The following is a 21,867-nucleotide window of genomic DNA, read 5'->3' as shown; positions in this document are numbered from 1 at the left end:
TGGGGACGTCGGCATGCACACCGACGCCCCCGCTCATCCGTCACCTCCGCTGTGGACCCGTCACCACGAGCCGACGAGCGGCCGGGGGCAGCGCCGCCCCGCCCGGAGGCCCCAGGCCCGCAGAGCGGCCCGAGCTGAGAGAGGAGCCAAGCGTGACGTTCGGGCACGGTGTTCGCCCGGCGGGCCCTCGGACCGACCCCGGCCTCCTCCCCGACCCCCGACCGGTCCGCGGTCTGACGGCGGCCAAGGCGGGAGGAGAGGGGTCGGGGGTCACAACCGGGGGTCGACGGGTTCGGATTCCAGGGCCAGGATGGCGAACACCGGCTGGTGGACCCGCCACAGGGGTTCATCGCGGGCGTGGCGGGCCAGCGCCTCGAGGCCGAGCTTGTGCTCGCGCAGGGCCAGCCCGCTCTTGCGGCCGAGCCTGCGGTCGCGGAGCGCCTCCATGCGCTGGGGCTCGAGATAGTCGGGGCCGTAGATGATGCGCAGGTACTCGGGCCCGCGCACCTTCAGCCCCGGCTGGACCAGCCCCTTGCGCCCGGTGGCCAGCGCGCCGTCGAACGGCTTGACGACCATCCCCTCGCCCCCGGCCGACACCAGGTCCTCCCACCACACCGCGGCGGCGTCGGTGGCCTTGGGGTCGGTGGTGTCGACCACCCGGTAGCGGGTGGTGCGCACCATCGGGCAGTGCTCGGCCAGGGCCTCGGCCACCCCCATGTGCCACACGTGGTCGCGGTCGCCGAACTCGGCGCCTTCGGCGGCCAGCACCGCGAACGGCGCGTAGCGCAGGCCGGCGGCGCCGTCGGTGGGCCAGGTGTAGCGCCGGTAGACCTGGCTGAACGCCTCGATCCCTGCGCTGTGGCGCTCGACCAGCCCGGAGAGGCCGGCGACGTCGAGACCGCGCCCGGCCGCCGCGGCCAGCGCTTCGGCGGCCGCGGGCAGGGCGGCGCGCGCCGCCGCCCCCACCGAGGCGTACTGCTCGCGGATCAGGCCTTCGGCCTTGGCCGACCACGGAAGCATCTCGCCGTCGAACGCGATCCAGTCGGTGGCGAACCGCTCCCACAGCCCGGCGGCGCCGATGCCCTCGCGCAGGGTGTCGAGCACCGCGGCCTCGGTGTGCGGGTCGGCGAAGAACGGCCGGCCGGTGCGCGTGTAGACGGCCCCGGTGGCCCCGGGCACGAAGCGGCGCGCCGCCGCGATGTCGTCGCGGCAGACCACGACGACGGCGCGCGAGCCCATGTGCTTCTCCTGGCACACGACCCGCCCCACGCCCGCGCCGAGGTAGTGGCCGAACGCCTCGCCCGGGTGCTCCAGCAGCCCGGGATCGGTGGACGTGGGCGCCGGGGCCATGGTCGGTGGCAGGTACAGCAGCCAGCGGGGATCGACGGCGAACCTGCTCATGACCTCGAGCGCGGCCGCCGCGTTCTCGTGCGGGACGGTGACGGAGCCGTGCGCGGTGGCCACGGGCTCGCGGCGGCCGTAGCCGGGGTCGGGGACGACGTCGCCGATGTCCAGGACGCCCGCCGCGCGCGACGGGTCGGGACCGGCCGCGCGGTCCGCCCCGCCCTGCGCCCCCGCGAACGGCTTGGCGGGCTCGAACCAGACCCCTTGGGCCGGCACGTGCACGAGGTCGCGTTCGGGGTAGCGCAGCGCGGTGAGCCGGCCGCCGAAGACGCAGCCGGTGTCGAGGCAGATGGTGCTGTTGATCCACTCGGGCTCGGGCGTGGGGACGTGCCCGTAGACCACGGCCGCCCGGCCGCGGTAGTCGAGCGCCCAGGGGTGGCGCACGGGCAGGCCGAACTCGTCGGTCTCGCCCGTGGTCTCGCCGTAGAGCGCGAACGACCGGACCCGGCCCGACGCCCGCCCGTGGTAGGCCTCCTTCAGCCCGGCGTGGGCCACCACCAGGCGGCCGGAGTCGAGGACGTAGTGGCTGAGCAGGGAGTCGCAGAAGGCCAGCGCCTCGTCGCGGAACTCCGGGGTTTCGCGGCCGAGCTGCTCCAGGGATTCGGCGAGGCCGTGGGTGGTCTGGACCTTGCGGCCCTTCAGCGCCCGGACCAGCTTGTTCTCGTGGTTCCCGGACACGCACAGGGCGTCGCCGTCGCCGGCCATGCCCATGGCCAGCCGGAGCACGCCCGGGGTGTCGGGGCCGCGGTCGACGAGGTCGCCGACGAACACGGCGGTGCGGCCATCGGGGTGGTGGGCGCCCACGGCGCGGCCGTGGTCGTCGCGGCGCACGGCGTAGCCCAGCCCGGCGAGCAGCTCCTCGAGCTCGGCGCGGCAGCCGTGGACGTCGCCGATGATGTCGAACGGGCCGGTCAGATCGCGCTTGTCGGTCCAGCCCTTCTCGGTCCGCACGACCGCGGAGTCGATCTCGTCGGGGCCGTTGAGCACGTGCACCGTGCGGAAGCCCTCCTTGCTCAGCCGCTTGAGGTTGCGCTTGAGGTCGCGGGTCTGGCGGGTGATGACCTGCGGGCCGAAGTCGCGGTCGGGGCGGCCCTCGTTGCGCTCGCGGGCGAGGCGCTGGGGGACGTCGAGCACGATGGCGGTGCACAGGACGTCGTGCTCCTTGGCGATCCGCACCAGTTGCGCGCGCGACTGCGGCTGCACGTTGGTGGCGTCGACGACGGTCAGCAGGCCGCGCCGCAGCCGGGTGGCGACGATGTGGTGCAGCAGGGCGAAGGCGTCGGCGCTGGCGGACTGGTCGTTCTCGTCGTCGCTGACCGCGCCGCGGCAGAAGTCCGAGGAGACCACCTGGGTGGGCCGGAAGTGCCGGGCGGCGAAGGTCGACTTCCCGGACCCGGATACCCCGATGAGGACGACGAGGCCCATCTCGGGGACGCCCAGCACGCGGGCGACGGGTGTGGTGCCGCTCATTTGGTGAAGACTCCCATCTGGGTCGGGGCCCCGGCCGACGGGTCCTCGGTCCCCACGGGCAGGATGCGCAGCCGGTAGCCGTGGGCCGAGGCGACGGCCTCGGCCCAGGCGCGGAACTGCGCGCGGGTCCATTCGAAGCGGTGGTCGGGGTGGCGGAACGCGCCGTCGGCCAGGCCCTCGTAGAGGCGGTTGTACTCGGCGTTGGGCGTGGTGACGACGACGGTGCCCGGGGCGGCGTGGCCGAAGACGACCTGTTCGAGGGCGGGCAGCCGGGACGGGTCGATGTGCTCGATGACCTCCATGAGCACGGCGGCGTCGTATCCCGCGAAGCGGGGATCGCGGTAGAGGACCGAGCCGGTGAACAGGTCCAGGCGGCTGCGTCGGCGTTCGGGCATGCGGTCGACGTGCAGCCGCCGGTGGGCGTGCTCGATGGCGGCGGCCGCGACGTCGACGCCGGTGACGTGGTCGATGCCGTGCTGGTCGAGCAGCCGGGCGACCAGTTTGCCGGTGCCGCACCCGAGGTCGATGACCCGGCGGGCGTTCTCGGCCGCCAGGACCGACACCACCGCGCCCGCACGGAGCTCGGCCAGCGACGGCGCCCGCTCGGCGGGATCGGCGGGGGCGGCCGATGCATCGGGCGCGACGGAGCCGGCGGGCTCGGCGACGGGGCCGGCCGCTGCAAGGTCGGCGGCGGAGTCGGGGTCGGCATCCGCGATGTCGGCGGGCTCGGCGAGGTCGTCGAGTTCGCGCAGGCGCGCGATCGCCGTGCGCACGTACCGCTCGCGCCGCGCCAGGTAGCGGCGGGTGATCCACGCACGCTGCGGGTGCCCGGGCAGCCAGGCGGCGCCCGCGCGCAGCAGCTTGTCGACCTCGTCCTCACTGACCCAGTAGTGCTTGGTGCCGTCCATGGCGGGCAGCAGCACGTAGAGGTGGCTGAGCGCATCGGCCAGTAGGAGGGTGCCCGTGAGGGTGAGCCGCACGTAGCGGGAGTCGCCCCAGCCCGGCAGCCCGGGGTCGAGGGGGACGGGATCGGCCTCGACCTGCCAGCCCAGCGGCTCGAAGAGCGCCCGCACCTGGTCGGCCCCGCCCCGGCACGGCACGGCCGGCACGTGCAGGCGCAGCGGGATGGCGGTGTCGGCGAGGCCGGGCCGGGCGTCGCAGCGCGCCCGGATCGCGCTGCGGAAGACATCGCCCAGCGCCACGGCGAACAGCGACGACGCCGCATAGGGGCGGTCGTTGACGTACTGCGCCAGCGCGAAGTCGGGCGCCCAACGCTCGGCCCGCCCGCGCAGGAGCGCCCGCGGATCGGCCTCCAGCAGCAGCGCCGCCGTGCACCGGTCCTCGCCCGCTTCGGGGTAGAACACGTGCGCGGTGCCATAGGACTGGTCGAACCGCTGCACGCGATCGGGGTGCTTGTGCAGCAGGAAGCCGAGGTCGGTGGCGGGCCGGTGGGTGGTGGTGATCGTGAGGAGCACGTTTCAAGTGTGCTGGACACCCCCGCCGGATTCGAACGAATTTTCCAGCCCTGTGGATGGAGAACAGCGAGAAGGCGAGCGTGACCGGACAACACCAAACGGCGAGCCGACGAGCGAGCGGAGGCGGCGCCGCCGATCGCCGAAGGCCCCCTCGCGGGGCCGCTGGAGCCGAGCGAGAAGGCGAGCGTGACCGGACAACACCAAACGGCGAGCCGACGAGCCAGCGCAGACGGCGCCGGTCCGGCACACGGCCGCGCGCTAACCCATGGCGGCCCGGTCGGACTCGCTGCGCAGGACGCAGAATTCGTTGCCCTCGGGGTCGGCGAGGATCGCCCAGCCCGAACCGTCGGGGTTCCGGTGGTCGGCGACGAAGGTGGCGCCGAGGCCCAGTAGCCGGTCCACCTCCTGATCGCGCAAGGTCTCCGGGCGCAGGCACAGGTGGATCCGGTTCTTGGCCGTCTTGGCCTCGGGCACCTGGTTGAAGTGCAGCACCGGGCCCTCCGCCAGCAGCACCTGGGTCTCCGGGTCGCCCGGCGCGTCGTCCGGATGCAGCGGACGGCCCGTCACCCTGCTCCAGAAACACGCGAGCCCGTAGGCGTCCGCGCAGTCGATCGCCACGTTCTGCACCACCGAGACCATGCGCGTGAACCTTCCGGATCCCCAGGCCGAAGGCCGCCGGGTCGCGCTCATTGCCCGCGTATGCGGCTCCGGCTCCCGGCGGCCCTTTCGATACGCACCTTAGCGGCGGCCGGCGGGGACGCGGGTGTCGGGGACGGGGACGATGTCGGGGGCTCCGTGCTGGACGGCGTCGGCCTCGTTGTCGTTGTCCTGCTCTTGGGCCGCGCGCTCGGCCTCGATGCGCTTGCGGTAGTACTCGACCTCGCGTTCGATCTGATCCGCGCCCCAGCCCAGCGGGCCGGCCATCAGCTCCGCGGCCTCCTCGGCCACCGCGATCCCCCGGTCCCAGGTCTCGAAGGACACCCGGGTCCGGCGCGACAGCACGTCGTCGAGGTGGCGGGCGCCCTCATGGCGCACCGCGTAGACGACCTCCGCACGCAGGTAGTCGTCGGCGCCGGTCAGCGGCTCCTTCAGATCGGGGCTCTCCCCCATCAGCGCCAGCACCTCCCCGATCATGGACCCGTACCGGCGGAGCAGGTGCGAGACCCGCGACGGGTGCAGCCCCGCCTCGCGGGCCACCCGGCGGCGCTGGTTCCACAGCGCGGCGAACCCGTCGGCGCCGACGAGCGGGACCCGGTCGGTGACCGATTCGGGGATGCGCCCGTCGAGGCCGTGCGCGACGGCGTCGACCGCGTCCTTGGCCATGACCCGGTAGGTGGTGTACTTGCCGCCCGCGATCAGCACCAGCCCCGGAACGGGGTGGGCGACCGTGTGCTCGCGCGACAGCTTGGAGGTCTCGTCGGACTCCCCCGACAGCAGCGGGCGCAGCCCCGCGTACACGCCCTCGACGTCGTCCCGGGTCAGCGGGACCCGCAGTACCCGGTTGACGTGGTCGAGGATGTAGTCGATGTCGCTCCGGCTGGCCGCCGGATGGGCCTTGTCCAGGTCCCATGCGGTGTCGGTGGTGCCGACGATCCAGTGCCGCCCCCACGGGATGACGAACAGCACGCTCTTCTCCGTGCGCAGGATCAGCCCCGACGACGCCTGGATCCGGTCGCGCGGCACCACCAGGTGGATGCCCTTGGACGCGCTCACGTGGATCTGCCCGCGGCCGCCGACCATCTCCTGGATGTCGTCGGTCCACACCCCGGCGGCGTTGACGACCTGCTTGGCGCGGATCTCCAGGTCCTCGCCGGCCTCCAGGTCGCGCGCCAGCGCCCCGGTGACGTGCTCGCCCTCGCGCAGGAAGCCGACCGCCTGGACCCGGCTCGCGATCTGGGCGCCGTAGGTGGCGGCGGTGCGCAGCAGGGTGACGACGTAGCGGGCGTCGTCGACCTGGGCGTCCCAGTACTGCACGGCGCCCACCAGTGCGTCGCGCCGCAGAGCGGGGAAGATGCGCATGGCCCCGCTGCGGGTCAGGTGCCGGTGGCGCGGCAGGCCGCGCGAGGTCCCCATGGACATCGACAGGGTGTCGTAGAGCGCCACCCCGGCGCCGATGTAGGGCCGCTCCCAGTGGTGGGTGAAGGGGAAGACGAACGGCACCGGCCGGACGAGGTGCGGGGCGATGCGGTTGAGCAGCAGGCCACGCTCGGTCAGCGCCTCGCGCACCAGTTCGAAGTCGAGCTGCTCCAGGTAGCGCAGGCCGCCGTGGATGAGCTTGCTGGAGCGGCTGGAGGTGCCGGCGGCGAAGTCCCGCGCCTCGATGAGGCCGACCGACAGGCCGCGGGAGACCGCGTCGAGCGCCACCCCGGCGCCGACGATCCCCCCGCCCACCACCAGGACGTCGAGTTCGCCGGTGGCCATGGACGTGAGCGCCGAGGCCCGCTCGTCGGGCCCCATCCTCGCTGTGATCATGTGACGCCTTTCTCCCGGCGGCTCCCGGGCGGAGCCTGGTGGTTGCGCCCGGTTCGTCCTGGCTCCCCAGGCTAACCCGGGGCAGGAGCGGTGCCCGGCCGACACCCGGAGCGTGGCCCGGAGCTCGGCCATTCGGCGCCGCCGGCTCCCGCGGGTGCCCGCGCCCCTTCAGCGGGCGTCGGAGACGACGCGGTTGGCGATGTCGAGGACGTCGTCGGCGTAGGACGCGGACTCGTTGTAGGTGAGGATCGCGGTCCACCAGCCGTCGTCGGAGGTGAGGTCGCGGCCGTCGGCGCACAGGTAGCGGGCGGCGGCGAGGGCGGCGTCGTCGATGTCGTGCGGGTCGGCGGTGCCGTCGCCGTCGGCGTCGGCGCCCCAGCGGTCCCAGGTTCTCGGGATGAACTGCATCGGGCCGACCGCGCGGTCCCACTCGGTGTCGCCGTCGAGCCGGCCGCCGTCGGTGTCGCGGATGGCGGCGGTCCCGTTCGTGCCGTCGAGCGGGATCCCGATGATGTCGACCGTGGTGCGGCCGCCGGGCCCGATCTCGCCCCCGGCGAAGGTGCCGTGGCGCGACTCCACCTCGCCGATCGCCGCGAGCGTGGGCCAGGAGATCCGGCACTGCGGCAGCTCCTCCATGGCGCGCAGCTGTGCCGCCGCGTAGGCCTCCAGCGCGCGGCGCGGGATTCCGGTGGACGCGGCGGTGGAGTCGAGCCATTCGGCGCCGGCCTCGGCGGTCGCGGAGTCATCAGCGGGCGAGGCGCGGTCGTCGGCGGCGACGTCGGAAGTCCGCTCGGCCGGTGCGGGGACGGTGTCGATGCGCCCCGCGGAGTCGTCCGCACCCGGGGGAAGCGGCGGCGGGGAGACTGCCTCGCCGGCCACGCGGACGACGGCCGCCACGCCTCCGGCCAGGGCGACGGTGCAGAAGACGGCCACCGCCGCGGCGGCCGCGGGCCGCCATCCGGCCTCGGGGGCGACGGCGGGGGGCGGGGTCGCCGGATCGTCGGGTGCGGGGTGTGCGGGGGGACGGCTCACAGGCACCTCATCAACGCGAAGGGAGGACGATCGTGACCATGTCATTACGCTGCGCCGGGAAAACAACCTACCCGGCGGACGGCCGAAAGGCAGCGACACGACCGAAAAAGGCGGGGCGCGCCCGCGCACGCCGTGGTGGCGCCCGGTTGCCATAAAAACCCGGCCGGCGCCCTGCACGGGCGCCGGCCGGGCACGATCCCGTCGCGCGGCCCCTACGGGTCCTAGTTGTGCGGGTTGACGACGACCTCGACCCGCTGGAACTCCTTGAGGTCGGTGTAGCCGGAGGTGGCCATGGTGCGCCGCAGGGCGCCCATGAGGTTCATCGACCCGTCGCTGGAGGAGGCGGGGCCGTGCAGGATCGACTTGAGGTCGCCGATCGTGCCGACGTCGACCCGCTCGCCGCGCGGCAGCTCGTTGTGGTGGGCCTCGCTGCCCCAGTGGTAGCCGCGGCCGGGTGCCTCGGCGGCGCGGGCCAGGGGCGAGCCGACCATGACGGCGTCGGCGCCGCAGGCCAGGGCCTTGGCGATGTCGCCGCTGTGGCTCATGCCGCCGTCGGCGATGACGTGCACGTAGCGGCCCCCCGACTCGTCGAGGTAGTCGCGGCGGGCCGCTGCGACGTCGCCGATCGCGCTGGCCATGGGCACGGCGACACCGAGCACGGAGCGGGTGGTGTGGCCCGATCCGCCGCCGAAGCCCACCAGCACCCCGGCCGCGCCGGTGCGCATCAGGTGCAGGGCGGCGGTGTAGGTGGCGCAGCCGCCCACCACGACCGGAACGTCCAGGTCGTAGATGAACTGCTTGAGGTTGAGCGGCTCGGCGCGCCCCGAGACGTGCTCGGCGGAGACGGTGGTGCCGCGGATCACGAAGATGTCCACGCCGGCGTCGATGACGGCCTTGTGGTACTGGGCGGTGTTCTGCGGCGACAGCCGGGCCGCTGTGACCACGCCGGCCTGGCGGATCTCCTCGATGCGCCGCCCGATCAGCTCCTCCTGGATCGGCGCGGCGTAGATGTCCTGGAGCCGCCGCGTGGCGGCGGCGTCGTCGAGCTCGTGGATCTCGGCGAGCAGCGGCTCGGGGTCCTCGTAGCGGGTCCACAGGCCTTCGAGGTCGAGTACGCCCAGCCCGCCCTGCTCGCCGATCGCGACGATGGTCGCCGGCGACGCGACGCTGTCCATGGGGCTGCCGACGAGCGGTGTCTCGAACCGGTAGGCGTCGATCTGCCAGGCGATGGACACTTCCTCGGGGTCACGGGTGCGCCGGGCGGGCACGATCCCGATCTCGTCGAGTTCATAGGCGCGCCGCCCGCTCTTGCCCAGCCCGATCTCCACCTGAGCCACCGCTTCGGTCCCCTCTCGCGTGCCACCGCGCCTGCCGGTCGGCCGGCGCCTGCTGCCGCCGCGAGTGTACCGCCGACCACCCCGTATGCCCGCCCGGAGCACCCCTTATGCGGTCTCCGGGCGGTTCGGCCGGGCGGGCCGGGCCCTACCGGGCCGCCGTCCGGGACGCGGTCAGCGGCGGGCGTGGTAGTTGGGCGCCTCGACGGTCATCTGGATGTCGTGGGGGTGGCTCTCCTTGAGGCCGGCCGAGGTGATCTGCATCAGCCGGCCATTCTCGCGCAGGGCCGCGACGGTGCGCGCGCCCGCGTACCACATCGACTGCCGGAGGCCCCCGACGAGCTGGTGGGCGACCGCCTGGAGCGGGCCGCGGTAGGGCACCTGGCCCTCGATCCCCTCGGGGATCAGCTTCTCCTCGGTGGCGACGTCGGCCTGGGAGTACCGGTCCTTGGAGAAGGACCGCCCGCGCATGGCGCCCAGCGAGCCCATGCCGCGGTAGGTCTTGTACTGCTTGCCGTTGATGAAGTTCAGCTCGCCCGGGCTTTCCTCGACGCCCGCGAGCAGGCTGCCGACCATGACCGTGCTGGCGCCGGCGACGATCGCCTTGGCGATGTCGCCGGAGTGCTGGAGCCCGCCGTCGGCGATGACCGGGACGCCCGCGGGCCCCGCGGCCTTGGCGGCCTCCATGATGGCGGTGAGCTGCGGCGCACCGACCCCCGCGACGACGCGCGTGGTGCAGATGGAGCCCGGCCCGACACCGACCTTCACGGCGTCGGCACCGGCGTCGACCAGCGCCTGGGCGCCCGCGCGGGTGGCGATGTTGCCCGCCACGATGTCGGCGCGCGAGTTGGCCTTGAGCTTGGCGACCATTTCAACGACGCCGGAGGAGTGGCCGTGCGCGGTGTCGACGACGATGAAGTCCGCGCCGGCCTCGACCAGCGCCCGCGCGCGGGTCTCGGCGTCGGGGCCCACGCCCACTGCGGCGCCGACCACCAGCCGGCCGTCGGCGTCCTTGGTGGCGTCGGGGAACTGCTCGCTCTTGATGAAGTCCTTGACGGTGATCAGCCCGCGCAGCCGGCCCTGGTCGTCGACCAGCGGCAGCTTCTCGACCTTGTGCCGGCGCAGCAGGCGGAAGGCCTCTTCGCGGGAGACGCCCACGGGCGCGGTGACCAGCGGCATGGGGGTCATGACGTCGCGGACGGGGCGGTTGCGGTCGTCCTCGAAGCGCATGTCGCGGTTGGTGACGATGCCCACGAGGCGGCCGTCGGGATCGGTGACCGGGGCGCCGGAGATGCGGTAGTGGGCGCTCAGCTGCTCGACATCGGCGAGGGTGTCGTCGGGGGCGCAGGTGACGGGGTCGGTGACCATGCCGGCCTCGGACCGTTTCACCAGGTCGACCTGGCCGGCCTGGTCCTCGATGGAGAGGTTGCGGTGCAGCACGCCGGCGCCGCCCTGGCGGGCCATGGCCACGGCCATGCGGGCTTCGGTGACGGTGTCCATGGCCGCGGAGAGCAGCGGGATGCGCAGCTCGATGCCGCGCGAGAGCCGGGTGCCGGTGTCGGCATCGCCGGGCTGGAGGTCCGAGTAGGCCGGGACCAGCAGGACGTCGTCATAGGTGAGGCCAGGCGCCAGCACCTTGCCGTCGGCCCCCGTGTACAGCTGCGTCATTACCCCATCCAACCATTCGCCGTGACCGTTTCATCCTATGGCCCTGACCGGCGGGTTTACCGGCGGGGAACATCACAGGTGGACGGTCGGGGCGGTGGGGAGGGTCACAGTACCCGCGGGGGGCGGGTGCGGCCCGGCGCACGGCGGGCGGCGCGCTCTCAGCGCGCGGGGCGCCCCAGGCGGCAGTGGCCGGGGGCGGGAATCCGCGGCGGGCAGTGGGTACCCCGGGGCCGCGGGCTCAGGGGTGCGTGGCAGGACGCGCCGCTAGAAGAGGCGGTTCGCCACGGCCACCTCCCGAAGCCGAGCAAGAGCTCGGTGCTGGGCAACCCGTACCGCACCCGCCGACATCCCAAGGACATGTCCCGTCTCATCAGCCGATAGCCCGGCGATCACGCGCATCACCAGCAGCCGCCGCTGCTGCTCGGGCAGTTCGTTCAGCAGCGCCCGCGCCCGCTCCGCCTCGACGGTGCGGACCGCGGCCTCCTCCGGCCCGGGGCCGTCGTCGGGCCGGTCCGGGACGGTCTCGGTGGGCACGTCGGCGCGCGTGGATCCGCGGAGGGCGTCGGCCACCTTGTGCGCCGCGATGCCGAAGACGAAGGAGGCGAAGGGCCGCCCCATGTCCTCATAGCGCGGCAGCGCCGCGAGGAGGGCGATGCAGACCTCCTGCGCGACGTCGTCGGAGTAGTGCACGTAGCCGGAGACACGGGCCAGGCGGGCACGGCAGTAGCGGACGACCATGGGGCGGACCTCGCGGATCAGCGAGTCCACCGCACCGTGGTCACCCTGGACGGCCAGCGAGGTCAGGTTGTTCAGTTCCGTGTCGTTCGCCCTGCGCGGGACTGCTGGTGATGGCACCTGCGGGCCCCCCGCGACGCGTAGATCCGTCACGTACGAATGATGCCCCGACACCGGGACTTACACGTCACGAACCCCGGCTACAGAATGATCACATTTGGTGTAAACCGGATAAAGGCACGCGCGCCCCGAGAGAATCATCGGGGCGCGCGTGGTATGGAACGGCGAGCCGACGAGCGAGCGGAGGCGGCGCCGCCCCGGCCGCAGGCCCCCTCGCGGGGCCGTTGGAGCCGAGCGAGGAGGCGAGCGTGACCAGAGAGCACTGAACCGTTCACTCTGGACGACCGGGAAGGGCTCAGTGGCCGTGCCCGTGGCCGTGGCCGGCCTCGGCTTCCTCTTCCTCCGGCTTGTCGACGACGAGCACCTCGGTCGTCAGCAGCATGCCGGCGATGGAGGCGGCGTTCTGCACCGCCGACCGGGTGACCTTGACGGGGTCGATGATGCCCTGCGCCATCAGGTCGCCGTACTCGCCGGTGGCGGCGTTGTAGCCCTCACCCTGCTTGAGCTCGGCGATCTTGTAGGTGACGACGTAGCCCTCGGCGCCGGCGTTGACGGCGATCCAGCGGGCCGGCTCGACCAGCGCCTTGCGCACGATGGCCACGCCCGTGGCCTCGTCGCCGGTGCGGCCGAGGTCGTCGAGGGCAGCCGCGGCGTGCACCAGGGAGGCGCCGCCGCCGGCGATGATGCCCTCCTCGATCGCGGCGCGGGTGGCCGAGATCGCGTCCTCGAGGCGGTGCTTCTTCTCCTTGAGCTCCACCTCGGTGGCCGCGCCGACGCTCAGCACCGAGACGCCGCCGGACAGCTTGGCCAGGCGCTCCTGGAGCTTCTCGCGGTCCCAGTCGGAGTCGCTGGCCTCGATCTCCTTGCGGATCTGGTTGACGCGGTCCTCGACCTCGGACTGCTCGCCGGCACCGTCGACGATGGTGGTGTCGTCCTTGGTGATGGTGATGCGGCGGGCGCTGCCCAGCGTGTCGAGCTCGGCGTTCTCCAGGGTCAGGCCGACCTCCTCGGCGATGACCTGGCCGCCGGTGAGGGTGGCGATGTCCTGGAGCATGGCCTTGCGGCGCTCGCCGAAGCCGGGCGCCTTGACCGCGGCGACGTTGAGGGCGCCGCGCATCTTGTTGAGGACCAGCGCGCCCAGGGCGTCGCCGTCGACGTCCTCGGCGATGATCAGCAGCGGCTTCTTGGTCTGGACGACCTTCTCCAGCAGCGGCAGGAGCTCGTTGAGGGAGGAGACCTTGCCCTGGTTGATGAGGATGAGGGCGTCCTCCAGCACCGCCTCCTGGCGGTCGCCGTCGGTGACGAAGTAGGGCGAGACGTAGCCCTTGTCGAACTGCATGCCCTCGGTGAAGGCGAGGTCCAGGCCGAAGGTCGGGGCCTCTTCGACGGTGATGACGCCGTCCTTGCCGACCTTGTCGAACGCCTCGGCGATCAGGTCGCCGATCTGGGCGTCCTGGGCGGAGTTGGTGGCGACGTAGGCGATGTCGGCGCGCTCGCCGACCTCGCGGGCGCCCTCGAGCAGGATCTCCGAGACCCGCTCGGCGGCGGCGTCGATGCCCTTCTTGAGCGACATCGGGGAGGCACCGGCGGCGACGCTGCGCAGGCCCTCGCGCACGAGCGCCTGGGCGAGCACGGTGGCGGTGGTGGTGCCGTCGCCCGCCGCGTCGTTGGTCTTGGTGGCGACCTCCTTGACGAGCTGGGCCCCCAGGTTCTCGTAGGGGTCGTCCAGCTCGACCTCACGCGCGACGGTGACGCCGTCGTTGGTGATGGTCGGGGCGCCGAACTTCTTGTCGATGACGACGTTGCGGCCACGCGGGCCCAGCGTCACCTTGACGGCGTTGGCGAGGTGGTCGACACCCCGCTCAAGGGCGCGCCGGGCGTCGTCCTCGAATTCCAGGATCTTGGGCATGGTGAGCTTTCCTCAATCCGTGCGCGTTCGTCGGGAGTGGTATCCGCCCGCCCCCGGGTACACCGGACACCGGTGCCCCGGTGGCGCGCTCAGCGAAAAAACCGCCCCGCCCGGCATCGAGCCGGCCGGGGCGGGATGTCACGCGGAAGGGCGTCAGCCGATCCGGGTCTCCTACTTCTCGACGACCGCGAGCAGGTCGCGGGCGGAGAGGACGAGGTACTCCTCGTTGTTGTACTTGACCTCGGTGCCGCCGTACTTGCTGTACAGGACGACGTCGCCGACCTTGACGTCCAGCGGGATGCGGTTCTCACCCTCGTCGTCCCAGCGGCCCGGGCCCACCGCGAGGACCTCGCCCTCCTGGGGCTTCTCCTTGGCGGTGTCGGGGATGACCAGTCCGGACGCGGTGGTCTGCTCGGCCTCCAGCGTCCTGACGACGACGCGGTCCTCAAGCGGCTTCAGCACGGTCTTGGTGGCGGTCGACACGGTTGTGACCTCCCCCTTCAGGTTCGTCGTGATCCGTAAACAAACATGCTGCACATGGGGCGACCACGGCGGCCTGTCGTCGCGGGTGCCAGACCGGCCTCGTCGCGATTAGCACTCTATCGTGGAGAGTGCCAAGATGGAAACCGGCCGCGTCCCCGCGCACGCGGGACCCGGAACCGAACACAACAGGTCATTGGGGGCGAGTTGGCGACCAGTGCGCAGTCGGCGGCCTTCCGCGCGCTCCGCACCCCGGCGGGGCGGCGGCTGCTCGACTCGATCGACCCCGCCGAGGTCGACGCCGACCCCTTGGGCGCGGCCACGCGCCTGCGCCGGGCGGCTCCGGCCGGCGCACCGGACGCGGAGCCGGGCGGCGGCCCCGACGGGGAGGCCGGCGTCCCCCACGCCGACCTCGTGACCGCCGCTCTCACCCAGGCGCGGCTGCGCGGCCGGGCCCGCGCGAAGTTCGGCGACCTCGCGGAGCGCATGTACTTCACCCCCGACGGCCTCGAACAGGCCACGCGCCGCCCGGTCGCGGAGTACCGCGCCCGCCGCTTCGCCGCCGGGGTCGCCCCGGACACGCTGGTGGGCGACCTGTGCTGCGGCATCGGCGCGGACATGCTCGCCCTCGCGGCCGAGGGCCTGCGGGTCGACGGGGTCGATTCCGACCCGTTCACCGCCGCCGTGGCCGAGGCCAACGCGGCGGCGCTGGGCCTGTCCGGGCGTGTCCGGGTCCGCCGCGGCGACGCCGCGCTGACCGCCCCGGGCGACTACGACGCCGTGTTCTGCGACCCGGCGCGGCGCGGAAAGCGGGGCCGGATCTTCGACCCGCACGCCTACTCCCCGCCGTGGGGCACCGCCATGGACCTCGCGCAGGGCGCTTCGGCGGCGTGTGTGAAGGCCGCCCCGGGCATCCCCCACGAGCTGGTGCCCGACGGCGCCTCCGCGGAGTGGATCTCGGTCGACGGCGACGTCAAGGAGGCGGCGCTGTGGTTCGGCGCGCTGTACGACGTCCCGCGCCGCGCCACGCTGCTGCGGGGCGACGGGCGGAGCCCGGCGACCCTGACCGCCGACCCGGGCCTGGGCGCCCCGCCGGTCGCCGCGCCGAGGCGCTACCTCTACGAGCCCGACGGCGCCGTGATCCGCGCCCACCTCGTCGCCGAGGCGGCCGCCGCGGTCGGCGGGGCGCTGCTCGACCCCCACATCGCCTACATCACGTCCGACCGGCTCGTCGCCACCCCGTTCGCCCGCGCCTATGCGGTGGACGACGTCCTGCCCTTCTCCCTGAAGCGGCTGCGGTCGGTGCTACGCGAACGGGGCGCCGGAACGGTAACGATTAAGAAACGCGGATCGGCCGTGGACGTGGAGAAACTCCGCCGCGACCTCCGCCCGTCGGGACCGGGATCCGTTGTCGTGGTCCTCACCCGGATCGGCGACCGCCCTATTTGCCTCCTGTGTTCCGAGGTCACAGCCTCGCCGTGAGTCCGCGGCCCCGGAACCGCCGCCGCTGCGGGGCCGCCGAGGGATGACGGGCCCGCCCATCCGTACTACCGTGACGACTGCGGTCATTCCACGGCAATCAGCACAATCCACATTTTCACCACTTCAACCCGGCGAGCGTGGCTCATGTCGGTAAACTGACCCCCGCTGAATCCTTTCCCCTTCTCACGGATTCCCGGGGTCGGCGTACCCAGGGGCGACCGGTGGTGTGCGCCGGTTTCCACCCTTTCGCCATGCACGGGCCACTCACGGCCAGTGCGCATGCCATGTCCGTGTGTGATGACCACACGTCGGGCCCTATTCCCCGCCCGCGCCCGCTGCATCCGTTGAGAACACCGCCCATCCGCGTGCGAACGCGGGTGGGGGCGCCAGATCAAAAGGAGCACCTCGGTGGAACAGAGCAACCACAACTTCCTCAACGGGGGAGGGCAGACCGGGATCTCCGACCGCATGCGCGACCTGCTCTCGCGGGCGGCGCAGGACCAGATGTCCGAGCAGAAATCGCAGGGCGCGGTCAGCGAGGAGATGCGCCAGCGGCTTGAGGGCATGGAGTGGCTGCTGCGGGAGTTCCGCGAGCGCGAATTCGCCACCCTCGCCGAATCGGTCGCCGCCGTCCAGTCCCGGGTCGACGAGCTCAGCTCGCGCCCGCCCGAATGGGCCGAGACACTGGCCGAGCACATCGCCCTGGTCGGCGAACGGGTCAAGCCGCTCTCCGAACTCCCCGCGCTGCGCGCGGACATCCGCGGGATCAACGGCCACCTCGAAACCGTCATGTCCCGGCTCAAGAGCCTCGCCGACGCCGAAGAGGCCACCTCGAACAAGGTCGGGCTCCTCACCGAGCGGCTGGAGGGGCTGGCCACCGGGGTCGAGGCACGCTTCACCCAGATCGACGAGGCCATCGAGTCCGCCTCCGCACAGGCCAAGGCCATCGACGACGCGCTGGCCGGCGCCGCCGAGCTCGCCGAGCGCCGCCACGAGTCGGCCATGACCGCCGCGGGCGAGCGCCACGACTCCCTCGCGGCCGCCGTCGCCGAGGGGCGCGAGGCGCTGGAGCAGGTGGTGGCCGACGGGCGCGAGGCGCTGAGCGCCACGGTCGCCGAGCGCTACGACGCCGTCGACGCCACTCTGCGCGAGCAGCACCAGGCCGTCACCGAGCGGTTCGACGCCGCGGCCGAGGAAGTTCGCGCGGGCGCCGAGGAGCAGCGCACCGCCGCCGAAGAGCGCCACACCGAGCTCACCGAGCGGCTCGGCACCGCCGTCCAGGAGATCCGCGCCGAGGCCGCCGACCACCACGCGGCGCTCGACGCCCGGCTCGACGCCGCCACCGGCGAGCTGCGCACCGCCGCCGAGGAGCGCCACGCCGCCCTCGTCGAACGGCTCGACACCACGGCCGACGACCTGCGCACCACGGTCGAGGAGGGGCATACCGCCCTCTCCGGGAACTTCAACGCCACCGCGGCCGACCTCCGCACCACGGCGGAAGAACACCACACCGCGCTCACCGAGCGGCTCGACAGCGGCGCCGACGACCTCCGCGCCACCGCCGCGGAACTGCGCGCGAACGCCGACGAGCGGCACGCGGCCCTCTCCACCGAGCTCACCGACGGCCTGCGCGACCTCTCCGCCCAAGCCGAGCGGCGCCACGAGGAGGCGGCCGCCCGGCTCGCCGAGCGGCTGGGGCTGCTCACCACGCAGGCCGAGGAGAACCACGCCGAGGCGACCGCCGCGATCGCCGACGCCAACAGCGCCGTCGTCAAGCTCGCCGAGTCCACCGACGACAAGCTCGGCGACCTCCGCGCCCACCTGCGCCAGCGCCTCGGCGAACTCCACGAGCAGCTCGAGGTCCATCGCGCCGAGCTGCGCGAGCGCGACGACGCGCACAACGAGGCCGTCACCGCCCGGCTCGACGAGACCGCGAAGGGGCTGCGCGACAAGGCCGACGCCGACCTCGCGGCGTCCACCGCGGCGCTGGCCGAGCTGCGCGACTCCGTCACCGCGAGCGTGCGCAGCCTGCACGAGCAGGGCGAGGAGCGGCACACCGCGCTGACCGGGCTGGTCGAGGAGCACCGCGACGCGGTCGACTCCCGGCTGGAGCAGCGGCAGCGCGAGCTGTCCGACCGCGTCGACCAGCACCTCACCGCCATCACCGGGAAGTTCGAGCACGGCCTCGGCCGACTGAGCGACCGCTTCGACACCTTCGAAGGCCACTTCGAGGGGAGCTTCGAAGGCCTCGAAGGCAAGGTCGAGGGGGTCGACGGCCGGCTCGACGGCGTCAACGGGCGGCTCGACGGCATCGAGGGCCGGGTCAACGGCGTCGAGGGCCAGTTCGAGGGCGTCAACGGCCAGATCGACGGCGTCGACGGCCGCCTGGAGGCGGTCGACGACCGGCTGGAGGCGCTCAACCAGCGGCTCGCCCAGCTGCCCATCGCCATGGAGGTCAGCGAGGTGCACCGGCGCCTCACCGAGCTGGTGGAGCGCCCGGTCATCGACCCGTCGCAGCGGCTCGACGCGCTCGACACCCGCCTGCTCGACTCGCTCGAACCGCTGCTGCGCGAGGTGCAGGCCCGCCCCGACCGCCACGAGTTCGAGGAGGCGCTGACCGAAGCCGTCGAGACTTCGCACGACGACGTCACCAAGCGCCTGGCGGCCCTGGAGGAGACCATGCTCGCCCTGGCCGAGGCGCTGCTGACCCCCGTTCGCGAGGGCAAGAAGAAGCGCCGCCGGGACCTCGACGAGGACGACGACGAGTAGAACCGGCGATCCGCGGCCACGCGGCGCTTCGGGGCCGGTCCCTTCCGAGGGGCCGGCCCTGCCGCGTTTCCGGGGGTCCGGGTTTCGCGGTTCCCCGCGGTGCCCCATGGCAACGGCCGCGCGGCCCCGGCCCGGCGTCGTGCCCGTTGCCCGGAATTCGCTTCGCCGCCACGTCCGCGCCGCCGTGAACAGGGATGCTTTCCCCAGCCGCGGGGATTTGTAAGAATCCTCCGACCGTTGATCGGCAACTCGGAGGAAACCGTCATGCCCCCCGAATTCCGCCATGGACCGACCCGACGCTCCCTGCTCGCCGCCGGCGGCGGGCTCGGCGTCGCGGCCGCACTCGGTTTCACCGCCACGCCCGCCAGCGCGGACGTGCCGTCATCCCCCCGTTTCGACCTGAGCGCACCGTCGCACGACCTGTGGCGCCACAAGGCGCTCCAGGACGACACCGTGATGCAGTCGTTCACCTTCGACAACGTCAACAAGCGGCTCTTCGTGGCGCAGCTGAAGAACGGCTCCTCGTCCAACGCCAACGGCGACCTGTGCATCACCCAGCTGGACTTCGCCGGCAACCGCCAGGGCCACATGTACCTGATGGGCTTCGGCCACGGGGTCTCCATCGGCGTGGAGCCGTCGGGGTCGTCGTCCTACCTGTGGACCGAGACCGACTCCGTCGACACGCGCGGCACCCGGCTGGCCCGGTTCCGCTTCAGCAACGGGACCACGCTCACCAACACGTCGTCGGCGCTGGCCAAGCACACGCCGATCGCCGGGGCCGATCTCATCACCTGCGCGACCGATCCGGTCAACAACACCCTTGTCATGCGCTACCGCAACAGCAGCGGGGTCCGGTACGCGGTGTACCGGATCTCCGATGTCCGCAACGGAAACTACGGCAACAAGCTCGCCGACATCGCCCAGCCGGCCCGGTTCTCCGGTTCGGGCGCGCCCACCTTCCAGGGCTACGCCGTCTACGGCCAGTTCCTCTACCTCTACGACGGGACCGCGTACAGCGCCTCCAACCCGCCGCCCGGCAACGCCCACGTCACGTCGGTGAACCTCAACACCGGCGCCGAGGTGGAGCGCCGGTTCACCCGGGCCGGCGAGAGCCTGGAGTTCCGCGAGCCCGAAGGGATGGGGGTCTACCGCACCGACGCCGGGCAGGTGCGGCTGTTCCTCGGGTTCGCCTCGGGCGTCTCCGGCGACCGGCGGGCGAACCTCTTCTACAAGAACGAGTTCATCTGACCGGCGCCCGGCACAGCGGCGGGCCGCGGGGTGTCCCGCGGCCCGTCCGCGGGCCGGAGAACGGCCCGCCCGGTCCTCAGCCGGCGAGGGGCTGCTCGACCGGCAGAGAGGTGTCGGTGGCCAGGTCCAGGGCCGACGGCGGCAGCCCGGCCGCCACGACCTCGGCGCCCAGCGCGGCGATCATCGCGCCGTTGTCGGTGCACAGCCGCGGGCGCGGCACGCGCAGCTCGATCCCGGCCGCCGCGCAGCGCTCCGCGGCCAGCGCGCGCAGCCGCGAGTTCGCCGCCACTCCCCCGCTGATGACCAGGTGGCCCACCCCGTGCGCGGTGCAGGCGTCGACCGCTTTGCGGGTGAGCACGTCGACCACGGACTCCTGGAACGCCGCGGCGATGTCGGGGACGGGCAGCTCGCGCCCGTTGCGCCCGGCGTCCTCCACCCACCGGGCGACGGCGGTCTTGAGCCCGGAGAAGGAGAAGTCGTAGGTGCCGTCGCCCCACTTGCCACGCGGGAAGCGGATGGCCGCCGGGTCGCCCTCGCGGGCGGCGCGGTCGACGTGCGGCCCGCCCGGGTAGGGCAGGCCCAGCAGCCGGGCGACCTTGTCGTAGGCCTCGCCCGCGGCGTCGTCCACGGTGTCGCCCAGCGAGCGGACGTCGGTGGCGAGGTCGCGCACGAGGAGCAGCGAGGTGTGCCCGCCCGAGACCAGGAGGGCCACGGCGGGCTTGGGCAGCGGGCCGTGCTCCAGCTGGTCGACGGCCACGTGCCCCACGAGGTGGTTGACCCCGTAGAGCGGCTTGCCCAGCGCCATGGCGTAGGCCTTCGCGGCGGAGACCCCGACCAGCAGCGCGCCGGCGAGGCCGGGGCCCGCCGTCACGGCGATCGCGTCGATGTCGGCCGGCTTCACCCCGGCCGCGTCGAGCGCCCGGCGCACCGTGGGGGTCATCGCCTCCAGGTGGGCGCGGCTGGCCACCTCGGGCACGACGCCGCCGAAGCGGGCGTGCTGGTCGACGCTGGAGGCGACTTCGTCGCCGAGCAGCTCGCAGCCGCGCACCAGGCCGACACCGGTCTCGTCGCAGGAGGTCTCGATCCCCAGGATCAGGGGCAGGTCGCGCGCGCTCACGGGGTGGTGGCCTCCTCGCCGGCGGCGCCGTCGGAACGGCGCATCACGATCGCGTCGGCGCCGGTGTAGTACCCGCGCCGGATGCCGATCGGGGTGAACCCGAACCGGCGGTACAGTTCGCGTGCCCTGGGGTTGTCGGAGCGGACCTCCAGGAACACGTCGACCACGCCGAGCAGCCGCGCCCGGTTCAGCAGCTCGGTGAGCAGCGCCCGGCCGACCCCCCGGCCCTGGCTGGGCGCTGCGACGGCGATGGTCTGCACGTCGCCCTGGGGCGGCACCGAGCGCAGCCCGGCGTAGCCGACGATCTCGCCGTCGATGCAGGCCACGAAGTAGTGGCGGGTGTCCTCGGCGAGTTCGGAGCGCATCATCTGCTCGGTCCACGCGTCCTGGGGGAACAGGGCGCGCTCCAGCTCCATGACGTCGGCGAGGTCGTCCTCGGTCATCGGGCGCAGCTCGGCGCCGCCGCTCACCCCTGCCACTGGCGCACCTTCTTCGGGGCTCCGGGCACGGTGGCGTCGGGTCGGCGCAGGTAGAGGGGGCGGGGCTCGGGCAGCCCGGCGCCGGACGACAGCCGGTGCAGCGCGAGTTCGCCCAGGGCCTCGGCGGAGGGGTAGAGCGGGGCGGCGATGTCGACGTCCTGCCCGAAGACATCGGCGTAGATCTGCGCCCCGTGGCCGATCACCGGCAGCCCCCCGGTGTCGATCTCAGCGGGCCGGTCGACCGCGATGTCGGCGGTGCGGGTGGTGGCGTCCTCGTAGCGGGCCCAGAACACCTCCTTGCGCCGGGCGTCGGTGGCCGCGATGAACGGCGTGCGGCGGCCGGAGGCGAAGGCCACGGCGTCGAGCGTGGCCACGCCATGACAGGGGATGCCCAGGGCATCGGCGAGCGCGCCAGCGGTGGCCAGCCCGACGCGCAGGCCGGTGTAGGGGCCCGGGCCGATCCCCACCGCGATGTGGGTGAGTTCGGACAGCCCGGCGCCCGCACGGCGCATGACGTCGTCGATGCCGGGGGCGAGGAGTTCGCCGTGGCGCCGGGCGTCGACGGAAGAGAGCCCGGCCCGCACGCGGACGTCGCCGTCACGGGATTCGCAGACCGCGGCGGTGACCGCCGGGGTCGCGGTGTCGAAAGCGAGGAGCAGCACGGTGGCCCAGC

Annotated in this window: 16 protein-coding genes; 3 read left to right on the top strand and 13 right to left on the bottom strand. The window is 73.2% G+C overall.

Annotated features, from left to right (window positions below):
• Positions 1–270 precede the first annotated feature (270 nt).
• The 10 genes from ACFOVU_RS28245 to groES all read right to left on the bottom strand — a co-directional run bounded on the left by ACFOVU_RS28245 (position 271) and on the right by groES (position 14,102).
• The gene (locus tag ACFOVU_RS28245; RefSeq protein ID WP_378538481.1) at positions 271–2,874 is read right to left on the bottom strand and encodes a polynucleotide kinase-phosphatase; all 2,604 of its coding nucleotides are present in this window, start codon (positions 2,872–2,874) and stop codon (positions 271–273) included.
• Positions 2,871–4,349 (bottom strand): 3' terminal RNA ribose 2'-O-methyltransferase Hen1, encoded by a 1,479-nt coding sequence (locus tag ACFOVU_RS28240; protein ID WP_378538479.1) that lies wholly within the window; start codon positions 4,347–4,349, stop codon positions 2,871–2,873. Before ACFOVU_RS28240 ends, ACFOVU_RS28245 begins: the two co-directional genes overlap by 4 nt.
• Positions 4,350–4,607: 258 nt before the next feature.
• Positions 4,608–4,988 (bottom strand): VOC family protein, encoded by a 381-nt coding sequence (locus ACFOVU_RS28235; RefSeq protein ID WP_378538477.1) that lies wholly within the window; start codon positions 4,986–4,988, stop codon positions 4,608–4,610.
• Between the two features lie 99 nt (positions 4,989–5,087).
• Entirely contained in the window at positions 5,088–6,821 is a 1,734-nt protein-coding gene (locus ACFOVU_RS28230) for a glycerol-3-phosphate dehydrogenase/oxidase (RefSeq protein ID WP_378538476.1), read from the bottom strand.
• A gap of 168 nt (positions 6,822–6,989) precedes the next feature.
• Complete coding sequence (locus ACFOVU_RS28225) at positions 6,990–7,853, bottom strand: lytic transglycosylase domain-containing protein (protein ID WP_378538474.1); 864 nt, start codon at positions 7,851–7,853, stop codon at positions 6,990–6,992.
• A gap of 221 nt (positions 7,854–8,074) precedes the next feature.
• Complete coding sequence (locus tag ACFOVU_RS28220) at positions 8,075–9,181, bottom strand: GuaB3 family IMP dehydrogenase-related protein (protein ID WP_378538535.1); 1,107 nt, start codon at positions 9,179–9,181, stop codon at positions 8,075–8,077.
• Positions 9,182–9,361: 180 nt separating this feature from the next.
• Entirely contained in the window at positions 9,362–10,855 is a 1,494-nt protein-coding gene (gene guaB, locus ACFOVU_RS28215; protein ID WP_378538473.1) for an IMP dehydrogenase, read from the bottom strand.
• A gap of 264 nt (positions 10,856–11,119) precedes the next feature.
• Positions 11,120–11,710 carry a sigma-70 family RNA polymerase sigma factor gene (locus ACFOVU_RS28210; protein ID WP_378538471.1) on the bottom strand — a complete coding sequence of 197 codons (591 nt, stop codon included), beginning with the start codon at positions 11,708–11,710 and terminating at the stop codon, positions 11,120–11,122.
• A 295-nt stretch (positions 11,711–12,005) separates the two neighbouring features.
• A complete protein-coding gene (gene groL, locus ACFOVU_RS28205; RefSeq protein WP_378538470.1) occupies positions 12,006–13,619 on the bottom strand; it encodes a chaperonin GroEL in 1,614 nt (537 codons plus the stop codon).
• Positions 13,620–13,790: 171 nt separating this feature from the next.
• Positions 13,791–14,102: a co-chaperone GroES gene (groES, locus tag ACFOVU_RS28200; protein WP_378538468.1), complete on the bottom strand. Its 312-nt coding sequence runs from the start codon at positions 14,100–14,102 to the stop codon at positions 13,791–13,793.
• A gap of 204 nt (positions 14,103–14,306) precedes the next feature.
• Here groES and ACFOVU_RS28195 point away from each other — a divergent pair, with 204 nt between their 5' ends.
• The 3 genes from ACFOVU_RS28195 to ACFOVU_RS28185 all read left to right on the top strand — a co-directional run bounded on the left by ACFOVU_RS28195 (position 14,307) and on the right by ACFOVU_RS28185 (position 19,598).
• A complete protein-coding gene (locus ACFOVU_RS28195) occupies positions 14,307–15,581 on the top strand; it encodes a class I SAM-dependent methyltransferase (RefSeq protein WP_378538467.1) in 1,275 nt (424 codons plus the stop codon).
• Between the two features lie 408 nt (positions 15,582–15,989).
• Positions 15,990–18,350: an apolipoprotein A-IV repeat region-like domain-containing protein gene (locus tag ACFOVU_RS28190; protein ID WP_378538466.1), complete on the top strand. Its 2,361-nt coding sequence runs from the start codon at positions 15,990–15,992 to the stop codon at positions 18,348–18,350.
• Positions 18,351–18,614: 264 nt separating this feature from the next.
• A complete protein-coding gene (locus tag ACFOVU_RS28185; protein WP_378538464.1) occupies positions 18,615–19,598 on the top strand; it encodes a phage baseplate protein in 984 nt (327 codons plus the stop codon).
• A gap of 76 nt (positions 19,599–19,674) precedes the next feature.
• Here ACFOVU_RS28185 and tsaD read toward each other — a convergent pair whose 3' ends face one another.
• Genes tsaD through tsaB form a run of 3 tightly spaced genes read right to left on the bottom strand, consistent with a single transcriptional unit; the run spans position 19,675 to position 21,856 of the window.
• Positions 19,675–20,715, bottom strand: a complete 1,041-nt coding sequence (tsaD, locus tag ACFOVU_RS28180; protein ID WP_378538463.1) for a tRNA (adenosine(37)-N6)-threonylcarbamoyltransferase complex transferase subunit TsaD — start codon at positions 20,713–20,715, stop codon at positions 19,675–19,677.
• Complete coding sequence (gene rimI / locus ACFOVU_RS28175) at positions 20,712–21,194, bottom strand: ribosomal protein S18-alanine N-acetyltransferase (protein WP_378538461.1); 483 nt, start codon at positions 21,192–21,194, stop codon at positions 20,712–20,714. Before rimI ends, tsaD begins: the two co-directional genes overlap by 4 nt.
• Entirely contained in the window at positions 21,182–21,856 is a 675-nt protein-coding gene (tsaB, locus tag ACFOVU_RS28170) for a tRNA (adenosine(37)-N6)-threonylcarbamoyltransferase complex dimerization subunit type 1 TsaB (protein ID WP_378538459.1), read from the bottom strand. The genes rimI and tsaB overlap by 13 nt, the downstream gene beginning before the upstream one ends.
• Between the last annotated feature and the right edge of the window lie 11 nt (positions 21,857–21,867).

This window comes from Nocardiopsis sediminis, from assembly GCF_042650565.1.
Lineage (GTDB): Bacteria > Actinomycetota > Actinomycetes > Streptosporangiales > Streptosporangiaceae > Nocardiopsis_B > Nocardiopsis_B sediminis.
This window is presented reverse-complemented; position numbering and strand designations above follow the sequence as displayed.